The sequence below is a fragment of the Paraburkholderia tropica genome, assembly GCF_900109265.1.
In the GTDB taxonomy this organism is placed as follows: Bacteria; Pseudomonadota; Gammaproteobacteria; order Burkholderiales; family Burkholderiaceae; genus Paraburkholderia; species Paraburkholderia tropica.
Genome location: NZ_FNZM01000015.1, coordinates 16,047 through 38,998 on the forward strand (window position 1 = coordinate 16,047; position 22,952 = coordinate 38,998).

Genomic DNA, 22,952 nt, shown 5'->3' on the forward strand with positions numbered 1-22,952 from the left:
TGAGCCCGACGTCAGGTCGTCCGGCTCAAGGATTTGCGTTGGTTCACGTTAACGCCTACGCGAGAATCGAGCGAATGGCTGAATCCCGTCTGCGGCGCAGTGTAACGGGCTGAACGCCCGAACGCAAGCGTGCGCGGGAGACGGCGCGAGGTTGCGCGAGCCGCTGCTGGCGCCGTTCGACGCGGTGCTGCCGACGCGCAAAACCGGCCATGCACGTCGAAAAAATAATCGGGACGACGAGATAAGCGGAGAAAGCCGTGTTTTTTGTGTCATCGCGTGGACCGCGACCTGTGCTACTGTGAGCCTTCAGAGCCCGCAGCACATTTCAGTCGAACACCAGAAGGATGCTCATGGAATTCAACAACGGCGCTGTACTTGACGCTCTCCGACTCGCGTTGTATCGCCAGATACCGTGGCACAAGCGACCGGCAATTTTTACTTTGCTTCGCTCGCAAGGGCTGATTCAGACCGTTGATCAGAAACCTCCTCCCAGCACGAAATTCGTCCCGACGCTCCAGATTGCGATCCTGACCGACAAGGGGCAGCAGGAAATCCGGCGTATCGAGGCGTCGGAACATGTTTCCGGCTGGCTCGACGACGATTACTTCGCGACGTTTCTCGCGCAGGTTGCGTCATGAGTTGTTGACCGGATACGACATGAAATGGCGCACGTCGCTTGAACTGTCTATCAGGAAGCCGTTCCGTTCATAAAGCCGCCTGGCGGGATTCACGCGAAGAACGCGTAGCCGGATGGGCTTGTTGCACGCGTGCGCGCGCTCGATCAGGCGCGTGAGCAGCCACGTGCCGATGCCGCGTCCCTGAAAGGCCGGCAGGATATAAAGTTTTTCCAGCGACAGCACGCCCTCTTCTGCGACGACGGCCATGCAGCCAATCTCGTCTCCGTCGTATTGGATAATCTCGTGTATTTCGGGCCGGAAGTTTTCCGGTGGCTCGGGTATCCATGTTCCCCACGTTTGTACCGCGTACTCCTTCATGCAGGTTTCCTGAATCATGCTCAGTAAGATCCAGTCTGCATCTGATGCCTGGCGCAGCGTAATAGTCGGCATGGGAAAGGGGCGAGCAAGGGTTGTGGTGATATCGATTCTCGGTGAATCGGGTGCTTGCGTCGACTGATTAAAAATCCCTGAGTGGGGCGAACGATGATCACGCGAGAATTCGCGAGCTCATAAAAGTAATGCGGATCCCTAAATAACCAGGCATCCCCGCGCCTCGGCCACCGTCACGGTCGCTTCCATGCCCGCCGTGAATCGCAAATAGTCGCTTTCCATGCCATCGGAAAAGATCACACCGTTTTCCGGCATCCGCGAACGCACTCGCAGTGGCTGCGCGGCGCTCACGTGGCCGAATACCAGTTCGGTTTTCGACGCACGGCTCGGAAACGGCTCGCGCACGGCGAAGGTCAGTTCAGGGCTGTCCCAGTCCTGAGGCTCGTAGCGGAAATTGCCGCCCGAGCCTCGCACCGCCTCGCTCACGCCAATCGATCCCGTCACCACGCTTTTGATCCACGCGGTCGATCCCAGCCCCGTGGACACGATCACGCCCGACGACGACTGCGATTCGCATCGCTCGCCCAGTTCGATTTCGTAGAGCGCGGACGCATGCGTGCGCGGCCCGATAAACAGATCGTTGACCGCACGCAGCACCTGCCCGTCCGAGAGTCGCGCTTCCGCCATGGTGACGGATTTCGTCGCGCGACGCGGGCGGCTGTGGGCGACATCCGCGAGCACGGCACGGAGGTCGGGTGCCTCGAACGGCAGCAGCACGCCGTCCCATCTGCCGGGTTCGGGGTTCAGGCCGATCAGCGACTGGCCGTCGAGGTATTTCATCGAGTTCGCGACGATGCCATCCTGCCCGAGCGCGACGACGATGTCGTCCGGCGCGAAAATGAAATTGGGCAGATAGCTGCGATCGACGATCTGGTAACGACCCCAGTCTTCGAGCGTGCGAACCGTCAATTCCAGTGCGCGCGCGTAAGCGGCGTGTTCGGCGAGATAGTCGGAAAAGTCCGCGCCCAGATGCTCGATGTAAAAGCGCGCCTGGGCGAGCGTGTGGTGCCGCGCGATCAACTCTTCGTAGCGCGTGCGGCGCGTCACCAGCACGACCTTGCGTGATTCGGCGCTCATGCTGCCTTCCTTTCGCCGCCGCCGATCAAGCCCTGAAGCAGATCGGGCGACACATTGAGCTGGCCGATACGTTCCGCGCGCTCGGCAATGCCGCCGAATGCCTGAGCGATCAACTGACCCGGTTGCATGCCCGCCGCCGCGAGCGCGCTGACGATGCGCGGATCGGCCTTTTCGAGCGCCTCCATGACAGCGGCGACGCGGTGCGCCTCGGCTTCCGCGAGCGTCCGGCTGTTTTGCGCCTGGCCGTTCACGAACGCCTTGCGCTGTTCCTCGAGTTCGATATCCGATGTCATCTGCTCGTTGCGCAACGCGTTTTCCTTGCGCATCAACGTGGCTTTCGCTTCCATCTGCGTTTCGCGGATCTGCCGCTTCTTCTGCTCGACGGCGATGTCCGTATCGAGTTCGTTCTGGCGGATCGCGCGTTCGTTTTCCACCGCCGACATACGGCGCAGATAGACGGCGTCGTCGGCGGCCTTGAGGTTGGATTCGCGGGCCTCCGCTTCGAGTGCGCGTGCGATGTCCGGCGTCGGTTTCACGGCCATCACGGAAACGCCGAGGATTTCCAGGCCGAGCGCGCCGATTTCCGTTTGATCGGCGAGGCCCGTTTGCACGGTTTGCGCGATCGCCGCGGAGGCGCGCAACGCCTGCTTCAGATCGAGCGCCTGCACGGTCTGCTGAACGATCACCTCGACCTGCATCGCCACGCGGTCGCCGAGGCGTTTGGGATCGTCGGACACATAGCTTCGGCCGTCCTTGCCCAGCGAAAAATCCATCATGGCGGCCGTGCGATGCGGATCGCGAACCCGGTAGGTGACTTGCCCCTGCACGGTCACGCTCTGAAAATCCGCTGTCACCAGTTCGAGGATGAAGGGGCGATCCTGGCTCGCAACGGGCACCGACACGAGCGTCGTGGCGGGCGCGTAATAGAAGAACGACAGCCCGGCGCCTTCACGCACCATCTGGCCGGCGCGGAACTGCATGAGGTGGACGGTCGGTTGCGACTTGATGAACCGGATGCCGAACATGGTCTGCTCCTTGTTTGAGTTGTACAGTAAAACTTGTATGGGTTGTACAATACAACCTCGAATCCGGAACGTCAAGCATTCAAGGTGCACCATGGCAAACACAAAGCCTTCCTCCAGCCGCCGCGCGCGACCGGCGCGCGAGTTTCCGCAGCCTTATACGACCGTCGATGTCGTGATCTTTTCGGTGATCGACAATGCGTTGCAGGTGTTGCTGGTGCAGCGTCCAGACGTGCCGGGCGAGCCATATCCGGGGCGTTGGGCGCTGCCCGGCGGTTTCGTCGACGTCGAGGTCGATACGACGCTCGAGGATTGCGCGCGCCGGAAACTCCACGAGAAGACCGGCGTGAAGAGTCCGTATCTGGAGCAACTGGGAAGTTGGGGCAGTGCGGTACGCGACCCACGCGGCTGGTCCGCCACGCATGTGTGGTTCGCGCTGATTGCCGCGCAGGATGTGTCGCTCGCGAAGGGCGCGAATGCAGCCGAGGTGGCGTGGTTTGCCGTCGATGCGCTGATCGGCAAACACGCACTCGCATTCGATCACGACGCCATTCTCATGGCGGCGGTCGAGCGGCTGCGCAGCAAGGTCGAATACACCTCGCTGCCTGCGTTTTTGCTGCCGGAGCCGTTCACGCTGCCGCAATTGCAGCGCATGTACGAGGTCGTACTGGGCCGACCCGTGGATAAAAGCGGCTTTCGCACGCGCATGCTTGCGGCGGGGTTCCTGAGCGAAGCCGGTTATGTCGCCGGCGAATCGAACCGGCCGGCGCTCGGTTATTGCCTCGTCGATCGCAGCGCGCCAGCGGTGTTTCCGCGTACGTTCAGCCCGCGCGGCGGGGATTGATTAGGAGTTCGCGCGCGCGATTAGCCGAAGTCGCGGTTTAAGCGCAGACTGGATTGAACATGACATGGGCGGGCACGAATGAATGGCGGCGATATGCAGCCGGTAACCATTCATCGCCGCCATCTTACGCACTGTGCTGCAAGCTATCGAAGGTATCGAGCAGCGCGTGCATGGCGTCCTTGCAATCGGCGGGCTGCGGAGTCGAGGCGCGCAGCGCGTCCAGCGCGCGGTCGATGGCCTTGTCGACACGATGCCAGTCGCCGGGCGCGCGCGGTTTGATGCCGGCTTCGGCTTCATCCCAGGCGATCTCCAGATCCTTGATGCGCGCCTTGGCCGCGGGCAGGTCGCCGCTTTCGACTTTCGCCGTCACGTCTACCGCAATGGCGCGGAATGCGCCCAGATCTCCGAGTGCGGAATTCGCGCCGGCCAGGCCTTGTGCGTCCTTCTGTGCGGCAGCGTTGCTGGCGGGATTCGCGGTCGTGTTGTCGGCGGAGCGAGAGCACGCGCTCGTGGCAAGCACGAGCGTAGCGCAAGCGGAGAGCAGCAGGGTGGATCGAATCGACATCGCGACTCCTTCAGGCATGAGGTGAATGTGCGTGAATCAGTGAGTTGAAGATTCGGCGCGAAGTGATCGCGCCTTGATTTCCACCATCGCGACCAGTCCAACGATGGCAGTCAGAAATACGGCGCTGGTCCATTGCGCGCCGAAGCCGAGTCCGCCATAAACACGCGCTTGTGTCAGCAGATCACCCAGCGCGGCGCCAAATGGCCGCGTCAGGACATAGGCGACCCAGAATGTGGCGACGGCATTCGCGCCTAAGCGAAACAGCAGCCAGACCGCCGCGATCAGCACGCCGAAAATCATCGCGCCTCGCGTAAAGCCGAGTCCTGCGGCTTCCGTCGCGAGATCGCCTGCCGCCGTGCCTAATGCGAAGGTGCAGAGAATGGCGGCCCAATAGAATGCTTCGCGGCGGCTCGTCACAATGGTGTGGATCGAGAGCGTATGTTCGCTGCGATACCAGACGATAAAGATCGCGGCGAGCGTGACGGCGAAAAGGGCGGTGCTGACATACAGGCTGACGCCTAATCCATCGGTGAGCAGGTCGGTGATCTGCGTGCCGACGATGCTGACCAGAACCACAGCGAGCCAATAAAGCCACGCACGGAAACGGTCCGACGACCATTGCAACGCGAGAATCGCGACTAGCAGCGTGCACATGACGACACTTGTCACGCCTTGCCCCCAGCCCGCGTTGACTGCGAGATAATCCGCGCCGGTTTCACCGACTGTCGTCGAGAGTATTTTGATAATCCAGAATGCGAGCGTGATTTCCGGCACTTTATTCTGGCCGTGCGCGGAGGGCATTGAATACGTGGATGTCATGACCATCTCCACGGAAAAAGGAAAAGAGAATCGAAACGGCTTGGCTTGCGTGAAGCCTACGCTTCAAAGCTTAGCTGACGCTTAGCTTGCAATGCGTTGCGCGAATTCAGGTTGTCCTAAGTGATCGGCGAAATCCGGACAGGGAGTTCACGTTGAGGTGAATGACTCTTTGCGATTCGACGTGACGTGACGTGACGCGACGTGACGCGACTCGACTCGACTCGACGCGACTCGACTCGACTCGACTCGACTCGACTCGACGCGCCCGGCAGCTTGAACAGCCGCCGCAGCATGCCGATTGCGCATCCAGCGCCCAGCTATTTCCGGCAAGTGAAATAATGCTCTGCCCGCCGCCACGCCAATCTTCGGCGGGTTTCTTTACGTGCGAGAGTCGTTGTTGCAGGTCTGCATGCGACAGAGGCACCGGTATACGCTCCACGGGCGCTCCATTTCGGGCCGCGCGCACTCGCGCGGCTTCGGCACAGACCGGACAACCGTTTCCGCGACCACTGACCGGGAGACGTTCCGATGTCCTACCTCGAAGTGCTGGAACCGCTTGTTTCCACCCTCATCGCCCCCGAAGCCGCTCAGACCGACCAGTTCGCCCGCTTTCCGCGCGCGGCCGTCGATGCGCTCGGCGAGGCCGGCCTGCTCGGACTCATCAGCGCCGAGGAGGTCGGCGGGATGGGCCTGGGTGCGGCGCAGGCCTGCCGGGTCGTGGAGCGCATCGCGCGCGATTGCCCGTCCACGGCGATGGTCGTCACCATGCACTACGCGGGCGCGTCGCTGATCGAAAAATACGGCCCCGTCGAAATCCGTCGCGCGATCGCGCGCGGCGAGCACCTCACGACGCTCGCATGGTCGGAGACCGGCTCGCGCAGTCACTTCTGGGCGCCGGTCGGCACGGCCCGCGCCGATGGCGACGATTTCGTGCTCAGCGGCAGCAAGAGCATGGTGACGTCGGCATCCGAAGCCGATTCCTATGTGTGGTCGTCGCGGCCCGTGAGCGCGGAAGGCGCCAGCACGCTTTGGCTCGTCGACAGCCGCGCGCAAGGGCTGCAATCGCCGCATGCTTTCGACGGTCTCGGTCTGCGCGGCAACGCATCCGCGCCGATCCGCGCCGAGGGTTTGCGCGTGCCCGCAAGCGCGATGCTGGGCGCGGACGGCAGCGGCGGCGACATCATGAATGGCGACGCGCTGCCCGTGTTTGCAAACCTCGTTGCGTCGACTTCGATCGGTCTCGCCGACGGCGCGTTGCAACGCGCAACGCAGCACATCACCGCGAGCCGATTCGCGGAGAGCGGCGAGGCGCTCTGCGATCTGCCGACAATCCGCGCCTATCTCGCCCGCGCGCAACTGCGCGCGGACCAGGCTCGCACGTTGCGCGACGACACGCTGGCCGCGATGTCGGCAGGGCGGGCCGACGCGATGCTGCGCGTGCTCGAAGTGAAAGCCGCGGCCGCCGAAGCCGCGCTCGACGTGACGGATACGGCCATGCGTATTTGCGGCGGCGCGGCATTTCGCAAGGAGGTGGGCATCGAGCGTTTGTTTCGCGACGCCCGCGCCGCGTCCATCATGGGACCGACCTCGGACGTGCTTTACGACTTTCTCGGCCGCGTGCTGTGCGGCATGCCGCTCGCTTGACGGAGAAAAACGCCATGTCACGCAACGCACCGCTGATGCTCGGCGCCGTCGCCTACGCGCCGAAAGTCGTCACGATCTGGGAGGGTTTCAAGTCCTGGTTCGCAGAACAAGGATTGGCCATCGACTATCTGTTGTATTCGAATTACGAAACGCAGGTCGAAGCACAGTTTGCGGGCGATATCGCTTTCGCCTGGAATTCGCCACTCGCATGGATACGGGCGCGACGCATGGCCGAGGCGCGCGGCGAATCGGTTCAATCGCTTGTCATGCGCGATACGGATATTGATCTGCGGTCCGTATTAATTGTTCGCAGTGAAAGCCATGTGAAAACGCTCGCCGATCTGCGCGATACGGCGATCGGTTTTGGCGCCATCGATTCGCCTCAGGCCACGCTGATTCCGCTCGATCATCTGCGTCATGAAGGCGGCCTCGTTGCGGAGAGGGATTATCGCGCGCGCCGTTTCGACGTGCTGGGCGGCAAGCATGGCGATCATATCGGCGGCGAGCGCGATGCGGCCCGCGCGCTCGTGAACGGCGAGATCGACGCGGCGTGGATGATCGCCGGCAACTACAAGGCCTTCGCCGACGAAGGCACGCTGCCGGCGGGTGGCACGCGTATCGTCGCCACGACCGGCGCGTTCGATCACTGCAACATGACGGTCAGCCCCGGCGTGGCGGAGGACGACGCGCGCCGCTTTGGCGAGTTGCTGATGGCGATGGACTGGAACGATGCGAGCGTGCGTCCGCTGCTCGAACTGGAAGGACTGCGGCGCTGGCTGCCGGGCCGCGCGAGCGGCTACGCATTGCTCGATCGCGCCGTGACCGAGGAGGCGTTTTATGACGACCGAGGCCGGATCATCGAGCCCGCTTATCGATATTGAGGCGCTCGGTTTCGATGCGGGCGCGCATCTCCTGGTCCGGCACGCGCTCGATGCGTTGATGCCGGGCGAGCGCTTGCGCGTGGTGGGCGCGGCGCCCGGCTGGGACGTGATGCTTGCGCACTGGTGCCGCGCGCAGGGCCATGATGTGCAGTGGAAAGCCGAGGGAGGCGAGGACGGCGATGAAGGTGATATGAACGGCCGTCGCTATGCACTCGTTGCTCGAAATAGCCGGTACGGCCGCTGGCGCGACGCGCAGCAGAGCGGCCACAGCGATCCGCATGTGCCCGAAGCGGTAGCCGCGCGCGCGTTGCCCGTTTGGGGACTCGCGGCGCGCGGCGCGCAGGTCGAAGCCGGTGCGCCGGCGTTCGCGTTTCGGCTCGACCAGAAGGCGGAAGTCTGGACCGACAACGCGGCCGATCTCTACGCGCAGGCCGTCGCGTCGCAATGGAATCCCGACGAGGCGATCGACTGGTCGGTGCCATTCGATCTGCCCGCGCCGGTGGAAGCGGCCGTCGTGCAGATCATGACGTATATGGTCGAGAACGAGAACGCCGCGCTGATTGTGCCCGCGCGCTTTCTGGGCCAATTGCATCCGCATTACCGCGAATTGCAGGCGGCGCTCGCGATTCAGGTCGCCGACGAAGCGCGCCATATCGAAGTCTTCACGCGGCGCATTCGCCACAAGGGCCACGAGCCTGCTTTATCGACGGCGGGCGGACAGGCGTCGCTCAAAACGCTGCTCGATGAAGCGGATTTTTCCGTTGCGAGCTTTTTGCTCTCGGTGATGGGCGAAGGCACCTTCGTCGCGCTGCTGCAATTTCTGCAGACGCACGGGCCCGATCCGCTGACGCGACAGATCGCACGACTGGCCGCGCGCGATGAAGCGCGTCACGTTGCACTGGGCATGTCGCATCTGCTTTATCGTTTGAAAGGCGAACCGCATTTGCGCACGCGGCTCGCGCGCGCCGTCGAAATGCGTCATGACGCGCTGGCGGGCACGGCGGGCCTGAACGAAGAAGTGTTCGATGCGCTGATTCTCGTCGCGGCAGGCGAATTGACGCCAACTGCCGTGGCGCGCGGTTACGCGCTCGTGCAGAACCTGATGCGCGAGATGGCCGATGGCCGTTATACGCGCCTCGTGCGTCTGGGTTTCGACCCGCACGAGGCGCGCGAACTCGCGTCGCTGCACACGCGCAATTTCATGTAGCGCGAGTTATAGAACGCGGGCCGATTTTATTACCGCAATCAAACCGTGAATAACGCGCGCAACGCGCGAATATCGTGCACGGTTTCCAGACGATTGATCTGCGCGATCAATAGTTGCGTCTTGTCCTTGCCGAGCACCGGCGCCATCAAATCGCGCGCTTTGTCATTCACGCCCTCCACGCTCAAGGGATTTTCTTTCGTGCCTGGCGGAAAGCGTGTCGTATGCGATAACGTGCGGCCGTCCGTGGTCGTGACGAGCACGCGCGCGCCGCGCGGCGCGGCGGGATCGTCGAGCGCCTTATCGGCGACAACGCTGATCTTGCTGCGTAACGCGACCATATTCGGATCGTGCATCAACGCGGCGTTATGGCTGTCCGCGAACGACACCGCGCCTTTTACGAGCGCGACCGCCACCATATGCGCGCAATTCACGTCGGGCATCGAACTGTCGCCGACGATACCGACCGCATCGCTCGGCACATGCACCTCGATCTTGCTGACGTTGCCGGGCGTGAGACTGTTCTGTTTGCGAAGCGTGAGAAAAGCGTCGAGCGGCGATTGAATCGGATAGCCGACCGAATACGTTTTAATCGCCGTTTCGGTGACGAAGAAACGCTGACCGAGTCCGTCGAGCATCGCCTGCGGATCCGGTTGCGTCGAGAGCGCGATGAACAGATTGTGCGTGCCGTCGAGCACGTCGGCGACACCGGTCATGCCGGACTGCACCATCGTCACGGCCTGCACGCCGTTGCGCGCGCCCATGCCTGCGAAATCGAAGGCCTTTTCGATGTGGTCCTTGTCTTTTACCCAGCTCCACAAGCCCGATTCCTGCTGCGCGGCGTACGAAATGGCAAAGCGCGTGTCGCGCTCGTCGAGCGAGGCGAGCGCGGCGGCGGCGCCCACCGCGCCGAATGTCGAGGCCGTGCCTTCGGCGCTGCGATGCGAGGCCCGCACGTGGTCGGGGCCGAGCACCAGCAGCAGGCGGCACGCCATGTCGTAGCCGAGCGTCACCGCGCGAATGAACGCTTCACCGCTGCAGCCCGCGTGTTCGCCGACGGCGAGCGCGGCGGGCACGACCGAGCTGCCGGGATGCGCCTTGGTCACCGGCTCGAAGTCGTCGGTTTCGTCGGAGTGGGCGCACATGGCGTTAGCGAGCGCGGCGTTCACGCAGGTCGTGCGCAGGTTCGAGGCGATCACCGACGCTTGCGGCGTGCCGCCGAGACTGCGCACATAGCGCGTGGCGAGTTCGCCGGGACGCATGCGCGAGCCGGAGACCATCGCGCCGAAGGTGTCGAGGATATGGTTCTTGCACGCGGTGGCGACGGCCTCGGGCAGCGCCTGGCCGCGCGACGCCACGATGTAGCGCGCGAGTTGCGCGGTGACGTCGGTCGATGTGCCCGCGCTCGATGTCGTGTTGTTTTCGTCGGCGAAAGCGCGGGGCCAGCCTGGCAGCGAAGCGGCGACGAGCGCTGCGCTCGCTTGCAGAAAGTGTCGGCGGTTGCGGGAAATACGCGCCATCTGTTCTCCTGTTGTTGGGTTCGCCGATGCGCGTGCATCGGCGTCGAACGCACAATCGCGCTATGACACGGAGATCCAGTGCGAACCGATGCCGCCGACGATGCTCGCCGCGTCGAAGCGATACGCCATCAATGCGGCGAGACCGCGTCGTCCGTCGATCGACGCGGGCGCGCTCGTGAAGCCGTGCTTCGCGATCAGCGCGGCTTCGATAGCGTCGGCGGCGGCCTTACCGGTCTCGATCGCGCGCATCGCGTGCGTGGCGTTGTGCGCGAGTCCCGCGGCTTGCGTGGCGGCCACGCCGAGCGCGTGACGCGCGCGCGTTGCGTCGAGTCCGTAGAGCCGCGCGGCGGCGAGCACCGCGCCCAGGATGCCGAGCGACGACGCCACGTTCCAGCGCGCGCGGAATTCGCTGCTGTCCACCGCGGCGAGCACGCGCGCGGCCGCTTCGATGCCGATCGCGGTGGCGGCGGCGATGTCGACATCGGATGCGTTCGTGGCTTCGCCAACCGCGATCGCAACGGCGAGCACCGGCGCATCCGATGCGAACGCATCGGCATGCGCGAGCGTCGCGCCCAGCGTCCACGCACGCACGCGCAGATCGGTGGGCGAACTGCCTTGCGACTGCAACAGCGCCGCGAGTTGCGTGGCGATGGCGCGGTCGTCGTGCAGATATGAGCGGGCTTGCGCGAGCCGTGTTTTCGCGGCTTCAATCGCAGCGCCGGCCGAACGATCCAGCGAGGCGCAGGCCAGCGCGGTCAGCGCATCGGAGACGGCGGAATGTTGTACGGCTTCATGCATCGTTCAGTTCCTCTTGCGGTGCGCAGAGCGCGAACAACGTGTCGAGCGACGGCGCGGCGTCGATCGTTTCGACGGCCGTGGCGAGACTCGCCGCGATGCCGTCGCCGAGCAGCGGATCGATCAGCAGGCGCACCTTGTCCATGAGTTCCGCGTCGGTGAGCGGGCGGGCGAGACTGCCGCGCGCGTGCTCGACATGATGTTCGAGCACGTCGCCGCGCTTGAGCGTCGCGCGTATGAACACCTCGTCGCGATTCACCGCGGCATCGGGCGTGAGCGTCGTCAGCGCACGCACGCGCCGCACGTCGTCCTGCACCACGCGCGCGTCCTCGTACTGCGCGAGGCCCACGCGCTTGTCGCACAGCGCCGCCGCCACGCCGTGGATCGCCGAGAAGCGCGCCTGCAAGCCGTCCTTCGGCTGCGGATTGCCCATCAACTCCGGCACGAGCGGATGACAACGCAGCGTAATCGTTTCGATATCCTCAGCATTGTCAATGCGTGGCGCGAGCACGAGTCCCGCATCGATGGCCGGATGCGCGACGATCCCGCACGGATACGGCTTGTACGTGTTGAACAGCAGTTCCCAGCGTTCGCCGAACGCGCCGTTCATCTGCTCGAAATCGACGCGCGTCGACATCGAATGCGAATAGCCGCCCGCTGCGTCGAAGATATCGCCGGCCGCCTGCTGGCCCGCGAGCGCGAGTCGCGCGGCGGCGATGCCGTTGGCGGCGGCCTTGCCGGGGTGATACGGCTTGGTCATCGTGCCGAACGCCTCGCGCTGGCCGACGAACATCGACGCCGCGATCGCCACGGCCTGCGTCAGTTGCGCTTCGTTCAGGCCGAGCAGCAGGGCGGCCGTCGTGGCGCAGCCGACCACGCCGCAGGTGCCGGTGATGTGCCAGCCGCGGTCGTAGTGCTCGGGCGAGATCGACACGCCCACGCGCAACTGCGCTTCGCAGCCGAGCGCGAACGCACTGAGCGCGGCGCGGCCCGTCGGTCGCGTTTCCGGCGCGAGCGCGGTGATGACGGCGAGCACCGACGCGGCCGGATGGATGACCGTGGCGAGATGCGTATCGTCGAAATCGTCGAGATGCCCGGCGAAACCCGTGGCGAGCGCGGAAAAATGCACGTCCACGCGTTCCGTGCGGCCCGGCACCGGCGCGCGTGGCGCGACGCCGAGATCGCGCGCGGCGGCGAGTATCGCGTCCACGCCGGGATGGCGCGACGCGCCAATCGACGTGCCGATCACATTGATGAGAGAACGTTGCGCTTCGCGCGTGACGTTCGCGGGCAGCGGGCGCTGCGCAAGGGCATGGAGACCGTGCGCAAAGGCGGCGGCGATCACACTCATTGGGACAATTCCTCCAGACGGACGCCGTTGGTGCGCGGCCCGAGCGCGCCCACCATCACGACGATGACCAACATCGCTGACGAAATCAGCACGAATACGGCGGGCACGCCCGAATGCTTGAGCAGCGCCGCCACCCAGAAGCCGACGAAAATCGAACTGAGCCGGCTCCAGCTAAAGACGAAGCCGACGGCGCGCGCGCGAAAACGCGTCGGGTACAGCTCGGCCTGATAGGTGTGGAAGATGCCGATCAGCCAGTTGTTGGCGATCGTCACCGCCGCGCCGCACAGCAGGATCGGCAACGGTTCGCGCGCCATGCCGAACAGCACGCCCGCGACCGCCACGACAATCGCGCAGCCCACCAACTGCCACTTGCGCTGCACGCGCTCGGCGAACAGCATCGCGCCGATCGCGCCCAGCGGCGTCGTGAACGCAATCACCATCGTGTAGAGCAGCGAATGCGTGAGCGTGATGCCCTTCGTGAACAGCAGCACCGGCACCCACGCGCCGAAACCGTACACGCCGAAGGTCTGGAAAAAGTTGAAGCACGACAGCATGATCGTGCGCGGCAGATAGCGGCCACGCCACATGTCGCGCCACGAAGCGGGGGCGTCGTTGATGCCGTCGCGCGGCATATCGGGAACGGGCACGGGCGCGGCCAGACGCTGGCCCGTTTCCGCGACCACATGCTGCTCGATATCGTCGACGATCGCGCGCGCTTCGGCGAACCGTCCCTGGCTTTCGAGCCAGCGCGGCGACTCGGGCAGGCCGCGCCGCACGAACCAGATCAGCACCGCGCCGCCCGCGCCGATGATCATCACCCAGCGCCAGCCTTCGAGACCCAGCGCCGTGTACGGCACGAGCAGATAGGAGAGCACCGCGACGGTCGGCACCGACGTGAGAATCACGAGAATGCTGAAGGCCGAATAGCGGCCGCGCGTGTGATTGGGCGTCAGCTCGGAAATATAAGTGTCGACAGTAATCAGCTGCACGCCGATGCCGATGCCGGCGACGAAACGCCAGGCGTCCATCGCGACCGGCGAGGTCTGGAACGCGGCGGCGAGCGTCGCCACCGAATAGACGAGCATGGCCGCCGTGAACACGGCGCGGCGGCCGAGGCGGTCGGTGAAGCCGCCCAGCGCGACGGTGCCGACGAACATGCCCGCGAAGAACGAGCCGAGGAAACTCGCGAAGCCGTTCACGTCGAACATGCTCGACGTGGTGGCGCGGTAGAGGCCGCTGTGGATCAGGCCGAGCGAGATATAGGCGGCCATGAACATCTCGTAGAACTCGAACCAGCCGCCGATGGCGATGCGCGCGACCAGGCCGCGAAAGTAGCGGGTCGGCGGCAGGCGGTCGAGCCGCGCGGACACGCCCGCCTCGACTCCGCCCGCCAGGGCGACCTCCTTCTCCAGATACATGAATGTCTCCAATAGTGATGTGCGGCTTTTTTGTGAGTGTCGACACTTAATTCAGTGTATGTCTTGAAAAGGAGAAATTTCAAGATAAAATCTGCTAAGTGTATACACTAGAGCTTGGCGGCACGTTTAGAGATGCGGGCGCGGGTCGGGGCAAACAGCGGGCTGGCAGTTGGTAAAATCGGCGGGGCGGCGCGCCAGGCGCCTCGCAGGGACAGAAAAGGAAGCGCATATGACGGAGAGCGACGCCGTGCTGATGGATACCGACGACCTGCCGGAGGCGGGCGGCGAAAGCCCGCGAGTCGCGGAAATCGTGGACTGGGTCGCGCGCGGCATCATCGAAGGTCGCCTGCAGCCCGGCGACGATCTGAATTCGGTCGAACTCGCGCGGCGCTTCAGCGTGAGCCGCACGCCGGTGCGCGAGGCGCTGTTCGTGCTGCATCGCGAACGCATGGTGGACTGGTCGCCGCGGCGGCGCCCGCGCGTGGCGGCGATGAGCCTCAAGGACGTGCGCGAGATCTATCATCTGCGCGCGATGCTGTACGCGCAGGTGTCGCTTGCGATCGTCGAGCACGCGACCGACGACGACATCGCGTCGCTCTGGCGCGCGCACGGCGTGCTGGCCGAGGCCGCCGCGCAAGGCGACGTCGATCGGTATTTCTGGGCCAATGTCGCGTTTCGCGACGAGGAACTGCGCGTGAGCCGCAACGCGATCTTCAAGGAAGTGCTCGACTCCATGCGCATGCGCACGAATCGCATGCGGCACCTGAGCACGTCGCTGCCGGGCCGCATGCAACGCTCGTGCACCGATCATCAGCGACTGTGCGAAGCGTATGCGGAGCGCGACGGCACGCTCGCCGCTGCGCTGAATCGTTCGATCGTGATGGGCGCGCTGAAGTCGATCGAGAATATCTGGGTGGCTTGAATTGTCGATATCGCGTGCCGTTTAGATGAATCGGAATCCTGATTAATAGGGCGGGCGCGATGTAGCCGGTATCGAGCGAATGTTTTAAAATCGATCGGATTTCGCCGCCGTGGCCGTCGCCGGCGTTTGATCAGGCGGCGTGCGCGGCGCTCAACCGCGCCTTGAGTTCACACGATGACACAGACCGATCAGCCCTTCTCCGAGCGTTTGTTTTCCTATGGCACGCTCCAGCTCGAACAGGTTCAACTGGCCACCTTCGGCCGCAAGCTCGACGGCGAAGCCGACGAGATGCCGGGCTTCTCGCTCACGATGCTGAAGATCGACGACCCCGAGGTCGTGAAGACGAGCGGCAAGACGCATCATCCGGTGGTCGCCTATACGGGCAATCCCGCCGACCGCGTGGCGGGCGCCGTGTTTGCGATTACGGCGCAGGAACTCGCCCACGCGGACGATTACGAAGTGGCCGCGTATCGGCGCGATCGCGTCACGCTTGCGTCGGGCGTGTCGGCGTGGGTTTATGTCGATGCCAGTACGCCGCGTCAGCCGTAAGCGCGGCACGCTATAACCGATTATCAGGCGACCAGCACGCCACAAACGCCGGCGCCGCGCATGGCGCGGTCCGACGTTGTGCTCATATTGCGCACATGTCGCGTCTCAGCGGGCGGACGCATTCCAACTGCCGCCCGCCGCATCGAAGCGCATTACGAATGCGCGTACACCACCGAATCCAGATACGCGAGCTGGCCGTCCTGCTCGGCGTGCACGAGGTCCTGATACACCTGGGCGCGCGTGAGCGACTTGACGGGCTGGCCGTACGGCGGCACCCATTGGTCCGCCGTTGCCGCCGCGCCAACGTATTTCACCTGCGTGGGCGCAGCCTGATGCGCGCCGTAATTCGGCGCGGTGCCGACGTTCGTCTGCGCGAAAGCGGTCGTGGTGGTGGCGATACCAGCAAGGGCGGCGGCGATCATGAGGGCTTTCATCTGTTTCTCCATTACGGTTGAGTGAGGGGCGATGCGCAGTTCATTGCTCGCTCCATGTGCATAGCGTAGTGGCCTGGACTTATCAGAAAAGAGACGGCTTGATGAAGAAAAGTTAACTCGCGCGGACGGCGAGTTCGACCAGGGCGGGCGCGCCCGATGCGCAGCTTTCGTCATCGCGATACAGTGGACGCGTGCGCGTGGCTCACGGCCGTGCGCGTTGTCGAGCCACGTTCGCATAGAAGGGCGCGAACACGCTACCTCCACGAACGACCGCGAATTCCCGCACATTTCGGCACCGTTGCCTATGCCCCGCAAAAAATCGAACGTCTGGCTCAGAGGTTTCGATCTGCTTTCTACCGCGATGGGCGTGCGTCCCGTGAAATCGCTCAAGCCGAAGCGGGCCGCGAAAGTCGCCGCTAAATCGGCATTCAATTCCGCTGTCAAATCCGCCCTTAAACCGGCCGTCAAGCGCAAGCCCGCCGTCAAACGCGCGGCGGCGCGCAGCGCGCCGTCCGCCGCGCCGGGAAAGTGGATACGCTCGTTTCATTCCGCGCCGCCGCTGCCGGGTCATCTCGTCAACCATCTTGCCTATGAGTTGTACGTGCCCGCGAATCGTCCGGCGCGCGCGCGTTTGCCACTCGTCGTCATGCTGCACGGCTGCAAGCAGAACGCCGCGTCGTTTGCGGCCGGCACGCGTATCTGCAGGCTCGCGGAGCGCGCCGGTTTTGCCGTGCTGCTGCCGGAGCAGGCGGTCACCGCGAACGCGCAGCGCTGCTGGCACTGGCACGGCGATCCGGCGCAGACGGAAGCGCCCGCGGTGGCGTCGCTCGTCGCGGCTATCGTGCGGGAGCATGGTTTCGATGCGGCGCGCGTCTACCTCGCGGGCATGTCGGCGGGTGCGGGCCTCGCGGCGAATCTCGCGATACGGCACCCGGCGCTGTTCGCCGCCGTCGGCCTGCATTCGGGGCCGGCGTTCGGCGCGGCCACGTCCACGATGAGCGCGATGAGCGTCATGCGGCGCGGCAGCCGCGACGAAGCCGTGCATCTCGTCGATGCCGCCATCGACGTGGAGACGTTTCCGGGCATGCCCGCCATCGTCGTGCATGGCGATATCGACGCGGTGGTGGCGAAGCGCAATGCGCTGCAACTGGGCGAGGCGTTCGCGCGCGTCAATCGGCTCGTCGATGCGCACGGCGAGTTGCGCGTGGGGGAGCAACGCACGTTCGAGCGCGACGGTGTGGACTACGTCGACTATATGAAGCGCGGGCGGCTGATCGTGCGCGTGTGCGTGATACGCGGGCTCGGTCACGCGTGGAGCGGCGGCGATGCGCGCGAGGCGTTTCATTCGGGACGCGGCCCCGAAGCGAGCGCGATGCTCTGGCAATTCTTCCGTCGTCAGATAAGGACTGCTTAGTATTGCGATCTTGATTCAGTCGTGGCCGGATTTCCGTGCGCAAGACAGCCTGACAACCCGTCACGCGCAGTAGGCGTATAACCGTAGCATCCGCGCGCGTTGCGCGGCTTTTTCGGATTCTCACGGACGGAGGTTGTCATGACATTCACTCTGTTGCGAAGCGTGTGCGCCTGCCTGGCGCTGAGCGGCGCCGTCGCCGCGTATGCGCAGACGGATACGCCGGCGGCCGATGGCTCGTCGATGTCGGCACAAGCTGGCGCACAAGCGGGAACACAAGCCTCGCCCACGAACCAGAAGGCAACCAAGGCCGATCGCACCCTGTCGCGTGCGGTGCGCCGCGCGCTGTCGAAAGCGCAGGGCTTCGACGTATCAGGCGTATTCGTGCGCGCGCGCAGCGGCGCCGTCACCTTGAGCGGCACCGTGCGCAATGGCGATCAGATTCGCCAGGCGGAAGAGGTCACGCGCTCCGTGCAGGGCGTGACGTCCGTCACGAACCGGCTCACGCTCTTTCACGGCGGCAACGGCTGAGCCGCGTGATCAGAAGCGGTAGTTCAGTGCGGCGAAAGTGGTGAGTTCGCGGCGGCGCTCGGTGATCGGGCTGCCGGCGGCGTAGTGCTCCAGACGGCCGAGCGTCGCGTTGACGGAGCCGACCCAGTGCTTCGAGAAGTCGTGCGTCGCGTAGAACGTCATGTGCAGATCGCGCACGCCCGAGCCCGTTGCGTACTGCGGCAAGCCGGATGCCGCGCTCTGCGCGCCGGACACGCCGAACAGCGTGCGCGTGTAGACCGCATTGGCCCACGTGAGACCCGGTCCGACCGAGAACAGCCAGCCCGTGAGCGGCAGCGACGCGTACAGATCGAGCGTCGCCGTCGTGCCCTGACCGTGCCCGCTGATATCCTGATACACGGCGGCCGCGCCCGTGAAGGCCCAGAGCGTGTAGTCGGCGAACAGGCGCAGCTTGGGGCCGTCGTCGACGTTGCCGAGTCCGTGCAGATGCGGATCGTCGGACGCCGTGCGCGACTGGAAGTCGAAGCTCAGCGACGCGCCCACGTGATAATTCTCGCTCTGGAACACGTTCACGCCCAGCACGTCGGGGCCTTGCGAGAAAATGCGGTCGCGGTACGAGATATCGAGCGACGGAAACGGATACACCTTCATGTGGCGCGCGCCCGGATACTGCGGCGCGAGATACATGCCAGGCCCGATCGAGATTTTCCACGGCGAATCGGCCTGCGTCGACGTTGACGATGGCGTTGAGGTGAGCGTTGTCGCGTCGTCGTCGGCGCGTGCGGGCTGGCCGAAGGCAAACGCGATCACGCACGCGAGGCCCAACGCGGCGGCAGTCTTGTCGAGCAGCTTCAAGCGTTTTTCCTTCCGACTGCCGCCAGTTGGCGCAGGCGGCGCGCCAGCGCTTTCGACACCACGGGCTGGCTTTGCGCATCGCGTGCGCCGTGCGCAATTTCGCTTTCGCGCAGAAAGAGCGCAGTCTCGCGCGCCACGATCTCGCGTTCGTTATCGGACGTGATCATGTGATACGAATCGTCGAGCCAGACGGTGCGCAGAAAACTCGCGCCGATATGATCGATCACGTAGCGTGGATTGCGCGGGCTCGACGTTTCGTCGTCGATCGAATGAATCACGAGCGTGTCGTTTTCGATCGCGGCGACGTCCTTGCGCGCGCTGCGCGAGAGCCGCAGTGCCTGATGCAGCGCGGGCAGGGCGATGGTCGAGGGGCCCACTTCGCTGAACGCATTGCGCTGCATCGCCCGCGCGATCTTCGCGCGCAGCGCTTCGTTTCGCAATCCAAATGGTTCGGCTTCGCGATACTGATACGTGTGGCGCATGGGCGTGTAGTACGCGCAATCGAGCAGGAAGCGATACCACGGAATCGCCCAGCCATCGTAGGCGAGCGTGAGCGAAAGCAGCACGAGCGACTGCGCGGCGGGCCGCGCGTGAACGAGGCGCAGCGCGAGCGCGCCGCCAATCGAAAGACCGCACACGGAGACGCGCGCGTAGCGCGCGGCCAGCGCGTCGAATTCGCGCACGGCGCCTTCGAGCCAGCGCTCCATCGTCTGCATCGGCGAACCCGCGCTATAGCCCTCGATGACCGGCGCGCACACCGTAAAGCCTTCGTTCTGCAGATAGCGCGCGAGATAGCGCAATTCGAGCGGCGAACTGGAGAGGCCGTGCAGCAGCAGCACGGCGTGCGAATCGCCTTCGTGGAAAAAGCGCGCGGCCTGCATGGCGGGCCTTTGCACGGCTGAGGGTGCCGGTTCGATCGTCGCCATGTCAGCTCTCCGTGCGCAGCACGAGGAAATCGCCCGCGTGCGTGGTGAAGCGCTCGCAGAGGCAATTCGTGAGCCGATGCTCGCGGTCGTGCGGCGTGCGCAACAGACGCACGCGATGATTGCCGGGCCACAGCGCATTGTTCAGGCGCTGCACGTCTTCGGGATGCACGGCGTCGAACAGCGGACCGGGCGCGATTTCGCTGGCTTGCGGCAGCGCGGAGCCCGCGCTCTGTCCCACGCTCGCGCGCTGCGCGACATTCGTTTCGAGCGCCTTGATGAGAATGAAGCCGTCGTGATGCTGCGCGAGATGGCGCAGCAGGCGATGGGTTTCGTCCACGGCGCGGCGCGCGAGCGCGCGTTCGTTGTCGTGGCGCAGCAGCATTTCGTAGCGCGATTGCGCAACCGACGCGATCAATTGCGCGCGGCATTGCTCGCGTCGCAGACGCTCGATCAAGGTAATCACGATGAGCGTGACGAGCGGATAGGACACGATCAGAATGAGATCGTGGCGATCGAAATACGTAATATTGCCGTAAGGCGGCACGAACAGATAATCGGCGATACCGAGACCGAGCACCATCACGGTCAACGCAGGCGCGAGGCCCAAATAGTATTCGACCAGCGCGGCGGTGATGCAAAACGCGGTTGCGGGCATGATCGGGCCGAGCACCGGATGCAGGGCAATGCGCAGGGCGGCCGCGATGGCGAGCGCGCCGGCTGCGAGGCACCAACGGCGTGGACCTCGGGGTGCCCAAAGACGGGCATTACGGACTTTCATGGCATGCAGTGGCGCCAACCTCGTAGCGTCCCCGCGATCGGACTGCGGCGGGCGCTGGCGCGCTGGTTTTATCGAATAAGGAAGCGGGTTGGCCGCGTATGCGAAGACAGTGCTGGCCAACCGGTACGGAGGATCGTTATATAAGCGATTTTCCTCGTCGGGGGCGTATGTTACCACTGATTACAAACGTTTTTTCCGGGGAATTCTTTCGAATTCCTTTCTTTAATCGGTAGGGATATTGAATTGTAGGGTGAGGTAAAGGCAAGCGAATAAACGAGATGCAAAACCGCAAGGATTCTTCATCAATAAAACGTTAAAAGTGCGCGCGCGGCATGTCGAAAAAAGCGATTGCGCCCGAAGTTTTAACACCGGTTTTACGCGATCCGCTCTACGCTAGGTTTGTCTTCACCACCGGCGCGTTTTTCGCCCGATCGTATGGCTCTCGCACAATCCCGTCTTGCCCGTCATGCCGTTGTGGATGCTTCCACCACGATTCCCGCTTTGAGTTCCGCTTCCAGTTCCGTCACATCGCGCCCGCGCGCCAAGGTCGTGCCGCTGCGCGCGCCACGCGCCTGGCTCGATATCGCGCTCGAGGCCCGCACGCACGATGCGGCGCGCGCGCAGCTGGCTACGCTCTATCATTCGCCGCTCGGCATTTACGTCGTGCAGTCCGCCGTGAAGCGCGAGACGCTGTGCGTGCGTTTCGACATTGCGCCGGAAGATTTCGATTTCACGTTGCACACGCTCATGCGCATCGTGCCCGAAGCGACGATCGGCTCGCTGCGTCCGCGTCAAGGTGGCCAGGCATGCTGAATCGATTCGAAGGCATCTGGTTGCCGATCGTCACGCCGATGCGTCGAGGCGAAGTGGATATCGACGCCTTGCAGGCGCTCACGGATCATTACGTGAACGCGGGCATCGACGGTCTCGTGGCGTTGAGCACGACTGGCGAGGCCGCCTTGCTCGACGACGTGGAGCGCGCCGCCGCGTTGCAGGCGATCACCGATGTGGCCGCGCAGCGCGTGCCGGTGCTCGCGGGCGTGGGCGGCAGCGACACGCGCGCCTTCGTGCGCGAAATTCATCGCCTCGAACATTGGGACGTGACGGGTTTTCTCGTTTCCGCGCCCGCCTATGTGTGCCCGGACCAGCGCGGCGTGGCCTGGCACTTCGAGCAGATCGCGCGCGCGACGGCGCGGCCCATCGTGCTCTACGACGTGCCGCATCGCACGGGCGTGGCCATCGAAGCGCAGACCGCGAGCGATCTCGCCGACATCGACAATATCGTGGCGATCAAGGCCTGCGTGCGCGAGCGTTTCGACGCGCTCGGCGGCTCGCGTCTTGCGATGCTATGTGGCAGCGACGACGCGTTTCTCGATTGCCTGAACGCGGGCGGCACGGGCGGCATCCTCGCCGGCGCGCACGTTTGCGGCGACCTGCTGCGCGACGTGCTCGTGCTCATGAAGCAGTCGCAACACGAAGCGGCGGCGGAGCTGTTCAAGCGCTTCGTGCCCGTGCTGCGCCTGTTGTTCTCCGCGCCGAATCCGAGCGCGATCAAGGCGATGCTCGCGCTCGAAGGACGCCTCTCGCACGAGACGCGCATGCCGATCGCGAGTGCGTCGCCGGTCCTGCTTACGCGGCTTGAAATCGCGCGCGCCGCGCTCGACGATCTGCGTGCCGAACTGGCGCTGAACGCGTGACGCATTCAGCGCGACGGGTGAATCCGGTTCACTCCACCGAGTAATGCACCGAGAGCTGTCCCTTCTTCTCCTTCACCTTCGACACGACGATCCTGCCCACCCGCGCCGACGACACCACATGCGTGCCGCCGCACGGATAAGCCGGTTGCGTGCCATAGCCGATCTTGCGAACCGCGCCTTCGACATGGCTATGACGCGGCAGATCGGCCGCCGCCTGCGCGTTGGCGTGCTGTTCGATGAGGTCGGCGTGGAAGGGCGGCGCGTCGCCGCTGCTTTCGAATACGACGCGTGCTTCGCCCGGCCAGTGATGCGCCTTCACGGGCGTCCAGCCAAGCTGTTCGCCGCAATAGCCGAGCAGATGGCCCGCCGAATGCAGACGCGCGTGCAGGTCGCGCACACTCGCATCGACGCGCAAATGTGTGCTGCCGAGCGGCACTTCGGCGTCGCAAACGTGGATCACCTCGTCGCCATCGAGCAGCGCGCGCAGCACGTTCGCCGTGCCGATCGTGCCGATGTCGGACGGCTGGCCGCCGCCTTGCGGATGAAACAGCGTCGCCGAGAGCACGACGTGATAGTGGCCGTCGTCCGTGCGCGTGCAGCGTAGCGCGACGCTGGCCGTTTCCAGTTCGTCGCTCTGCAAATAGAGGCGTTGCGTCATGAGCG

At 64.5% G+C, this 22,952-nt stretch carries 25 protein-coding genes; 11 read left to right on the forward strand and 14 right to left on the reverse strand.

The features are described 5' to 3' along the window. The first annotated feature begins 350 nt into the window (after positions 1 to 350). Entirely contained in the window at positions 351 to 638 is a 288-nt protein-coding gene (locus BMY06_RS24505) for a hypothetical protein (RefSeq protein WP_074986016.1), read from the forward strand. On the opposite strand, the gene BMY06_RS24510 is transcribed toward BMY06_RS24505, so the two are convergent. The 3 genes from BMY06_RS24510 to BMY06_RS24520 all read right to left on the reverse strand — a co-directional run bounded on the left by BMY06_RS24510 (position 633) and on the right by BMY06_RS24520 (position 3,169). Beyond that, on the reverse strand, positions 633 to 1,013 hold the full coding sequence (locus BMY06_RS24510) for a GNAT family N-acetyltransferase (RefSeq protein ID WP_161495541.1): 381 nt from the start codon (positions 1,011 to 1,013) through the stop codon (positions 633 to 635). The two genes, BMY06_RS24505 and BMY06_RS24510, sit on opposite strands and share 6 nt — an antisense overlap. Before the next feature lie 192 nt (positions 1,014 to 1,205). Beyond that, on the reverse strand, positions 1,206 to 2,144 hold the full coding sequence (locus BMY06_RS24515; protein ID WP_074985825.1) for a diacylglycerol kinase catalytic domain-containing protein: 939 nt from the start codon (positions 2,142 to 2,144) through the stop codon (positions 1,206 to 1,208). Then, positions 2,141 to 3,169 carry an SPFH domain-containing protein gene (locus BMY06_RS24520; protein WP_074985826.1) on the reverse strand — a complete coding sequence of 343 codons (1,029 nt, stop codon included), beginning with the start codon at positions 3,167 to 3,169 and terminating at the stop codon, positions 2,141 to 2,143. Before BMY06_RS24520 ends, BMY06_RS24515 begins: the two co-directional genes overlap by 4 nt. Positions 3,170 to 3,260: 91 nt before the next feature. Here BMY06_RS24520 and BMY06_RS24525 point away from each other — a divergent pair, with 91 nt between their 5' ends. After that, positions 3,261 to 4,010, forward strand: coding sequence for an NUDIX hydrolase (locus BMY06_RS24525; protein WP_065064919.1), 750 nt, complete (start codon positions 3,261 to 3,263; stop codon positions 4,008 to 4,010). A gap of 124 nt (positions 4,011 to 4,134) precedes the next feature. Here BMY06_RS24525 and BMY06_RS24530 read toward each other — a convergent pair whose 3' ends face one another. Beyond that, a complete protein-coding gene (locus BMY06_RS24530; protein ID WP_074985828.1) occupies positions 4,135 to 4,575 on the reverse strand; it encodes a hypothetical protein in 441 nt (146 codons plus the stop codon). Positions 4,576 to 4,611: 36 nt separating this feature from the next. Beyond that, on the reverse strand, positions 4,612 to 5,394 hold the full coding sequence (locus BMY06_RS24535; RefSeq protein WP_074985830.1) for a COG4705 family protein: 783 nt from the start codon (positions 5,392 to 5,394) through the stop codon (positions 4,612 to 4,614). 528 nt (positions 5,395 to 5,922) lie between these two features. Here BMY06_RS24535 and BMY06_RS24540 point away from each other — a divergent pair. The 3 genes from BMY06_RS24540 to BMY06_RS24550 are packed head-to-tail and all read left to right on the forward strand — an operon-like array spanning position 5,923 to position 9,126. Further along, positions 5,923 to 7,038 carry an acyl-CoA dehydrogenase family protein gene (locus tag BMY06_RS24540; protein ID WP_065064922.1) on the forward strand — a complete coding sequence of 372 codons (1,116 nt, stop codon included), beginning with the start codon at positions 5,923 to 5,925 and terminating at the stop codon, positions 7,036 to 7,038. A gap of 14 nt (positions 7,039 to 7,052) precedes the next feature. Then, a complete protein-coding gene (locus BMY06_RS24545; protein WP_074985832.1) occupies positions 7,053 to 7,919 on the forward strand; it encodes a phosphate/phosphite/phosphonate ABC transporter substrate-binding protein in 867 nt (288 codons plus the stop codon). Further along, positions 7,876 to 9,126 (forward strand): ferritin-like domain-containing protein, encoded by a 1,251-nt coding sequence (locus BMY06_RS24550; protein WP_074985834.1) that lies wholly within the window; start codon positions 7,876 to 7,878, stop codon positions 9,124 to 9,126. The genes BMY06_RS24545 and BMY06_RS24550 overlap by 44 nt, the downstream gene beginning before the upstream one ends. Before the next feature lie 38 nt (positions 9,127 to 9,164). Here BMY06_RS24550 and BMY06_RS24555 read toward each other — a convergent pair whose 3' ends face one another. From BMY06_RS24555 to BMY06_RS24570, 4 genes are read right to left on the reverse strand one after another with little or no spacing between them, the layout of a single operon-like run. Beyond that, complete coding sequence (locus BMY06_RS24555; RefSeq protein ID WP_074985836.1) at positions 9,165 to 10,643, reverse strand: MmgE/PrpD family protein; 1,479 nt, start codon at positions 10,641 to 10,643, stop codon at positions 9,165 to 9,167. A 60-nt stretch (positions 10,644 to 10,703) separates the two neighbouring features. Next, a complete protein-coding gene (locus tag BMY06_RS24560) occupies positions 10,704 to 11,441 on the reverse strand; it encodes an MmgE/PrpD family protein (protein WP_074985837.1) in 738 nt (245 codons plus the stop codon). Beyond that, positions 11,434 to 12,789, reverse strand: coding sequence for an MmgE/PrpD family protein (locus BMY06_RS24565; RefSeq protein WP_074985839.1), 1,356 nt, complete (start codon positions 12,787 to 12,789; stop codon positions 11,434 to 11,436). The genes BMY06_RS24560 and BMY06_RS24565 overlap by 8 nt, the downstream gene beginning before the upstream one ends. Next, positions 12,786 to 14,207: an MFS transporter gene (locus tag BMY06_RS24570; RefSeq protein WP_065064927.1), complete on the reverse strand. Its 1,422-nt coding sequence runs from the start codon at positions 14,205 to 14,207 to the stop codon at positions 12,786 to 12,788. The genes BMY06_RS24565 and BMY06_RS24570 overlap by 4 nt, the downstream gene beginning before the upstream one ends. A 229-nt stretch (positions 14,208 to 14,436) precedes the next feature. On the opposite strand from BMY06_RS24570, the gene BMY06_RS24575 reads away from it, so the two are divergent. Beyond that, on the forward strand, positions 14,437 to 15,129 hold the full coding sequence (locus tag BMY06_RS24575) for a GntR family transcriptional regulator (RefSeq protein ID WP_074985840.1): 693 nt from the start codon (positions 14,437 to 14,439) through the stop codon (positions 15,127 to 15,129). 174 nt (positions 15,130 to 15,303) lie between these two features. Continuing rightward, the gene (locus BMY06_RS24580; RefSeq protein ID WP_065064929.1) at positions 15,304 to 15,678 is read left to right on the forward strand and encodes a gamma-glutamylcyclotransferase family protein; all 375 of its coding nucleotides are present in this window, start codon (positions 15,304 to 15,306) and stop codon (positions 15,676 to 15,678) included. Between the two features lie 152 nt (positions 15,679 to 15,830). Here the strand turns inward: BMY06_RS24580 and BMY06_RS24585 are convergent, their stop codons facing one another. After that, a complete protein-coding gene (locus tag BMY06_RS24585; RefSeq protein ID WP_065064976.1) occupies positions 15,831 to 16,112 on the reverse strand; it encodes a DUF4148 domain-containing protein in 282 nt (93 codons plus the stop codon). Positions 16,113 to 16,416: 304 nt separating this feature from the next. Here BMY06_RS24585 and BMY06_RS24590 point away from each other — a divergent pair, with 304 nt between their 5' ends. Together BMY06_RS24590 and BMY06_RS24595 are read left to right on the forward strand one after the other, a co-directional pair. Then, complete coding sequence (locus tag BMY06_RS24590; protein WP_074985842.1) at positions 16,417 to 17,526, forward strand: extracellular catalytic domain type 1 short-chain-length polyhydroxyalkanoate depolymerase; 1,110 nt, start codon at positions 16,417 to 16,419, stop codon at positions 17,524 to 17,526. 138 nt (positions 17,527 to 17,664) lie between these two features. Further along, positions 17,665 to 18,054 (forward strand): BON domain-containing protein, encoded by a 390-nt coding sequence (locus tag BMY06_RS24595; RefSeq protein WP_065064931.1) that lies wholly within the window; start codon positions 17,665 to 17,667, stop codon positions 18,052 to 18,054. A 9-nt stretch (positions 18,055 to 18,063) separates the two neighbouring features. Here the strand turns inward: BMY06_RS24595 and BMY06_RS24600 are convergent, their stop codons facing one another. From BMY06_RS24600 to BMY06_RS24610, 3 genes are read right to left on the reverse strand one after another with little or no spacing between them, the layout of a single operon-like run. Further along, a complete protein-coding gene (locus BMY06_RS24600; RefSeq protein WP_244144409.1) occupies positions 18,064 to 18,888 on the reverse strand; it encodes a MipA/OmpV family protein in 825 nt (274 codons plus the stop codon). Continuing rightward, positions 18,885 to 19,769, reverse strand: coding sequence for an alpha/beta hydrolase (locus BMY06_RS24605; protein WP_065064977.1), 885 nt, complete (start codon positions 19,767 to 19,769; stop codon positions 18,885 to 18,887). Before BMY06_RS24605 ends, BMY06_RS24600 begins: the two co-directional genes overlap by 4 nt. Before the next feature lie 46 nt (positions 19,770 to 19,815). Then, entirely contained in the window at positions 19,816 to 20,592 is a 777-nt protein-coding gene (locus BMY06_RS24610) for a DUF4118 domain-containing protein (protein ID WP_074985844.1), read from the reverse strand. A 501-nt stretch (positions 20,593 to 21,093) separates the two neighbouring features. On the opposite strand from BMY06_RS24610, the gene BMY06_RS24615 reads away from it, so the two are divergent. Both BMY06_RS24615 and BMY06_RS24620 read left to right on the forward strand, forming a co-directional pair. Continuing rightward, the gene (locus tag BMY06_RS24615) at positions 21,094 to 21,405 is read left to right on the forward strand and encodes a hypothetical protein (protein WP_080180283.1); all 312 of its coding nucleotides are present in this window, start codon (positions 21,094 to 21,096) and stop codon (positions 21,403 to 21,405) included. Beyond that, entirely contained in the window at positions 21,399 to 22,289 is an 891-nt protein-coding gene (locus tag BMY06_RS24620; RefSeq protein WP_074985845.1) for a 4-hydroxy-tetrahydrodipicolinate synthase family protein, read from the forward strand. The genes BMY06_RS24615 and BMY06_RS24620 overlap by 7 nt, the downstream gene beginning before the upstream one ends. Before the next feature lie 28 nt (positions 22,290 to 22,317). Here BMY06_RS24620 and BMY06_RS24625 read toward each other — a convergent pair whose 3' ends face one another. Further along, on the reverse strand, positions 22,318 to 22,947 hold the full coding sequence (locus tag BMY06_RS24625) for an alanyl-tRNA editing protein (RefSeq protein WP_074985847.1): 630 nt from the start codon (positions 22,945 to 22,947) through the stop codon (positions 22,318 to 22,320). Between the last annotated feature and the right edge of the window lie 5 nt (positions 22,948 to 22,952).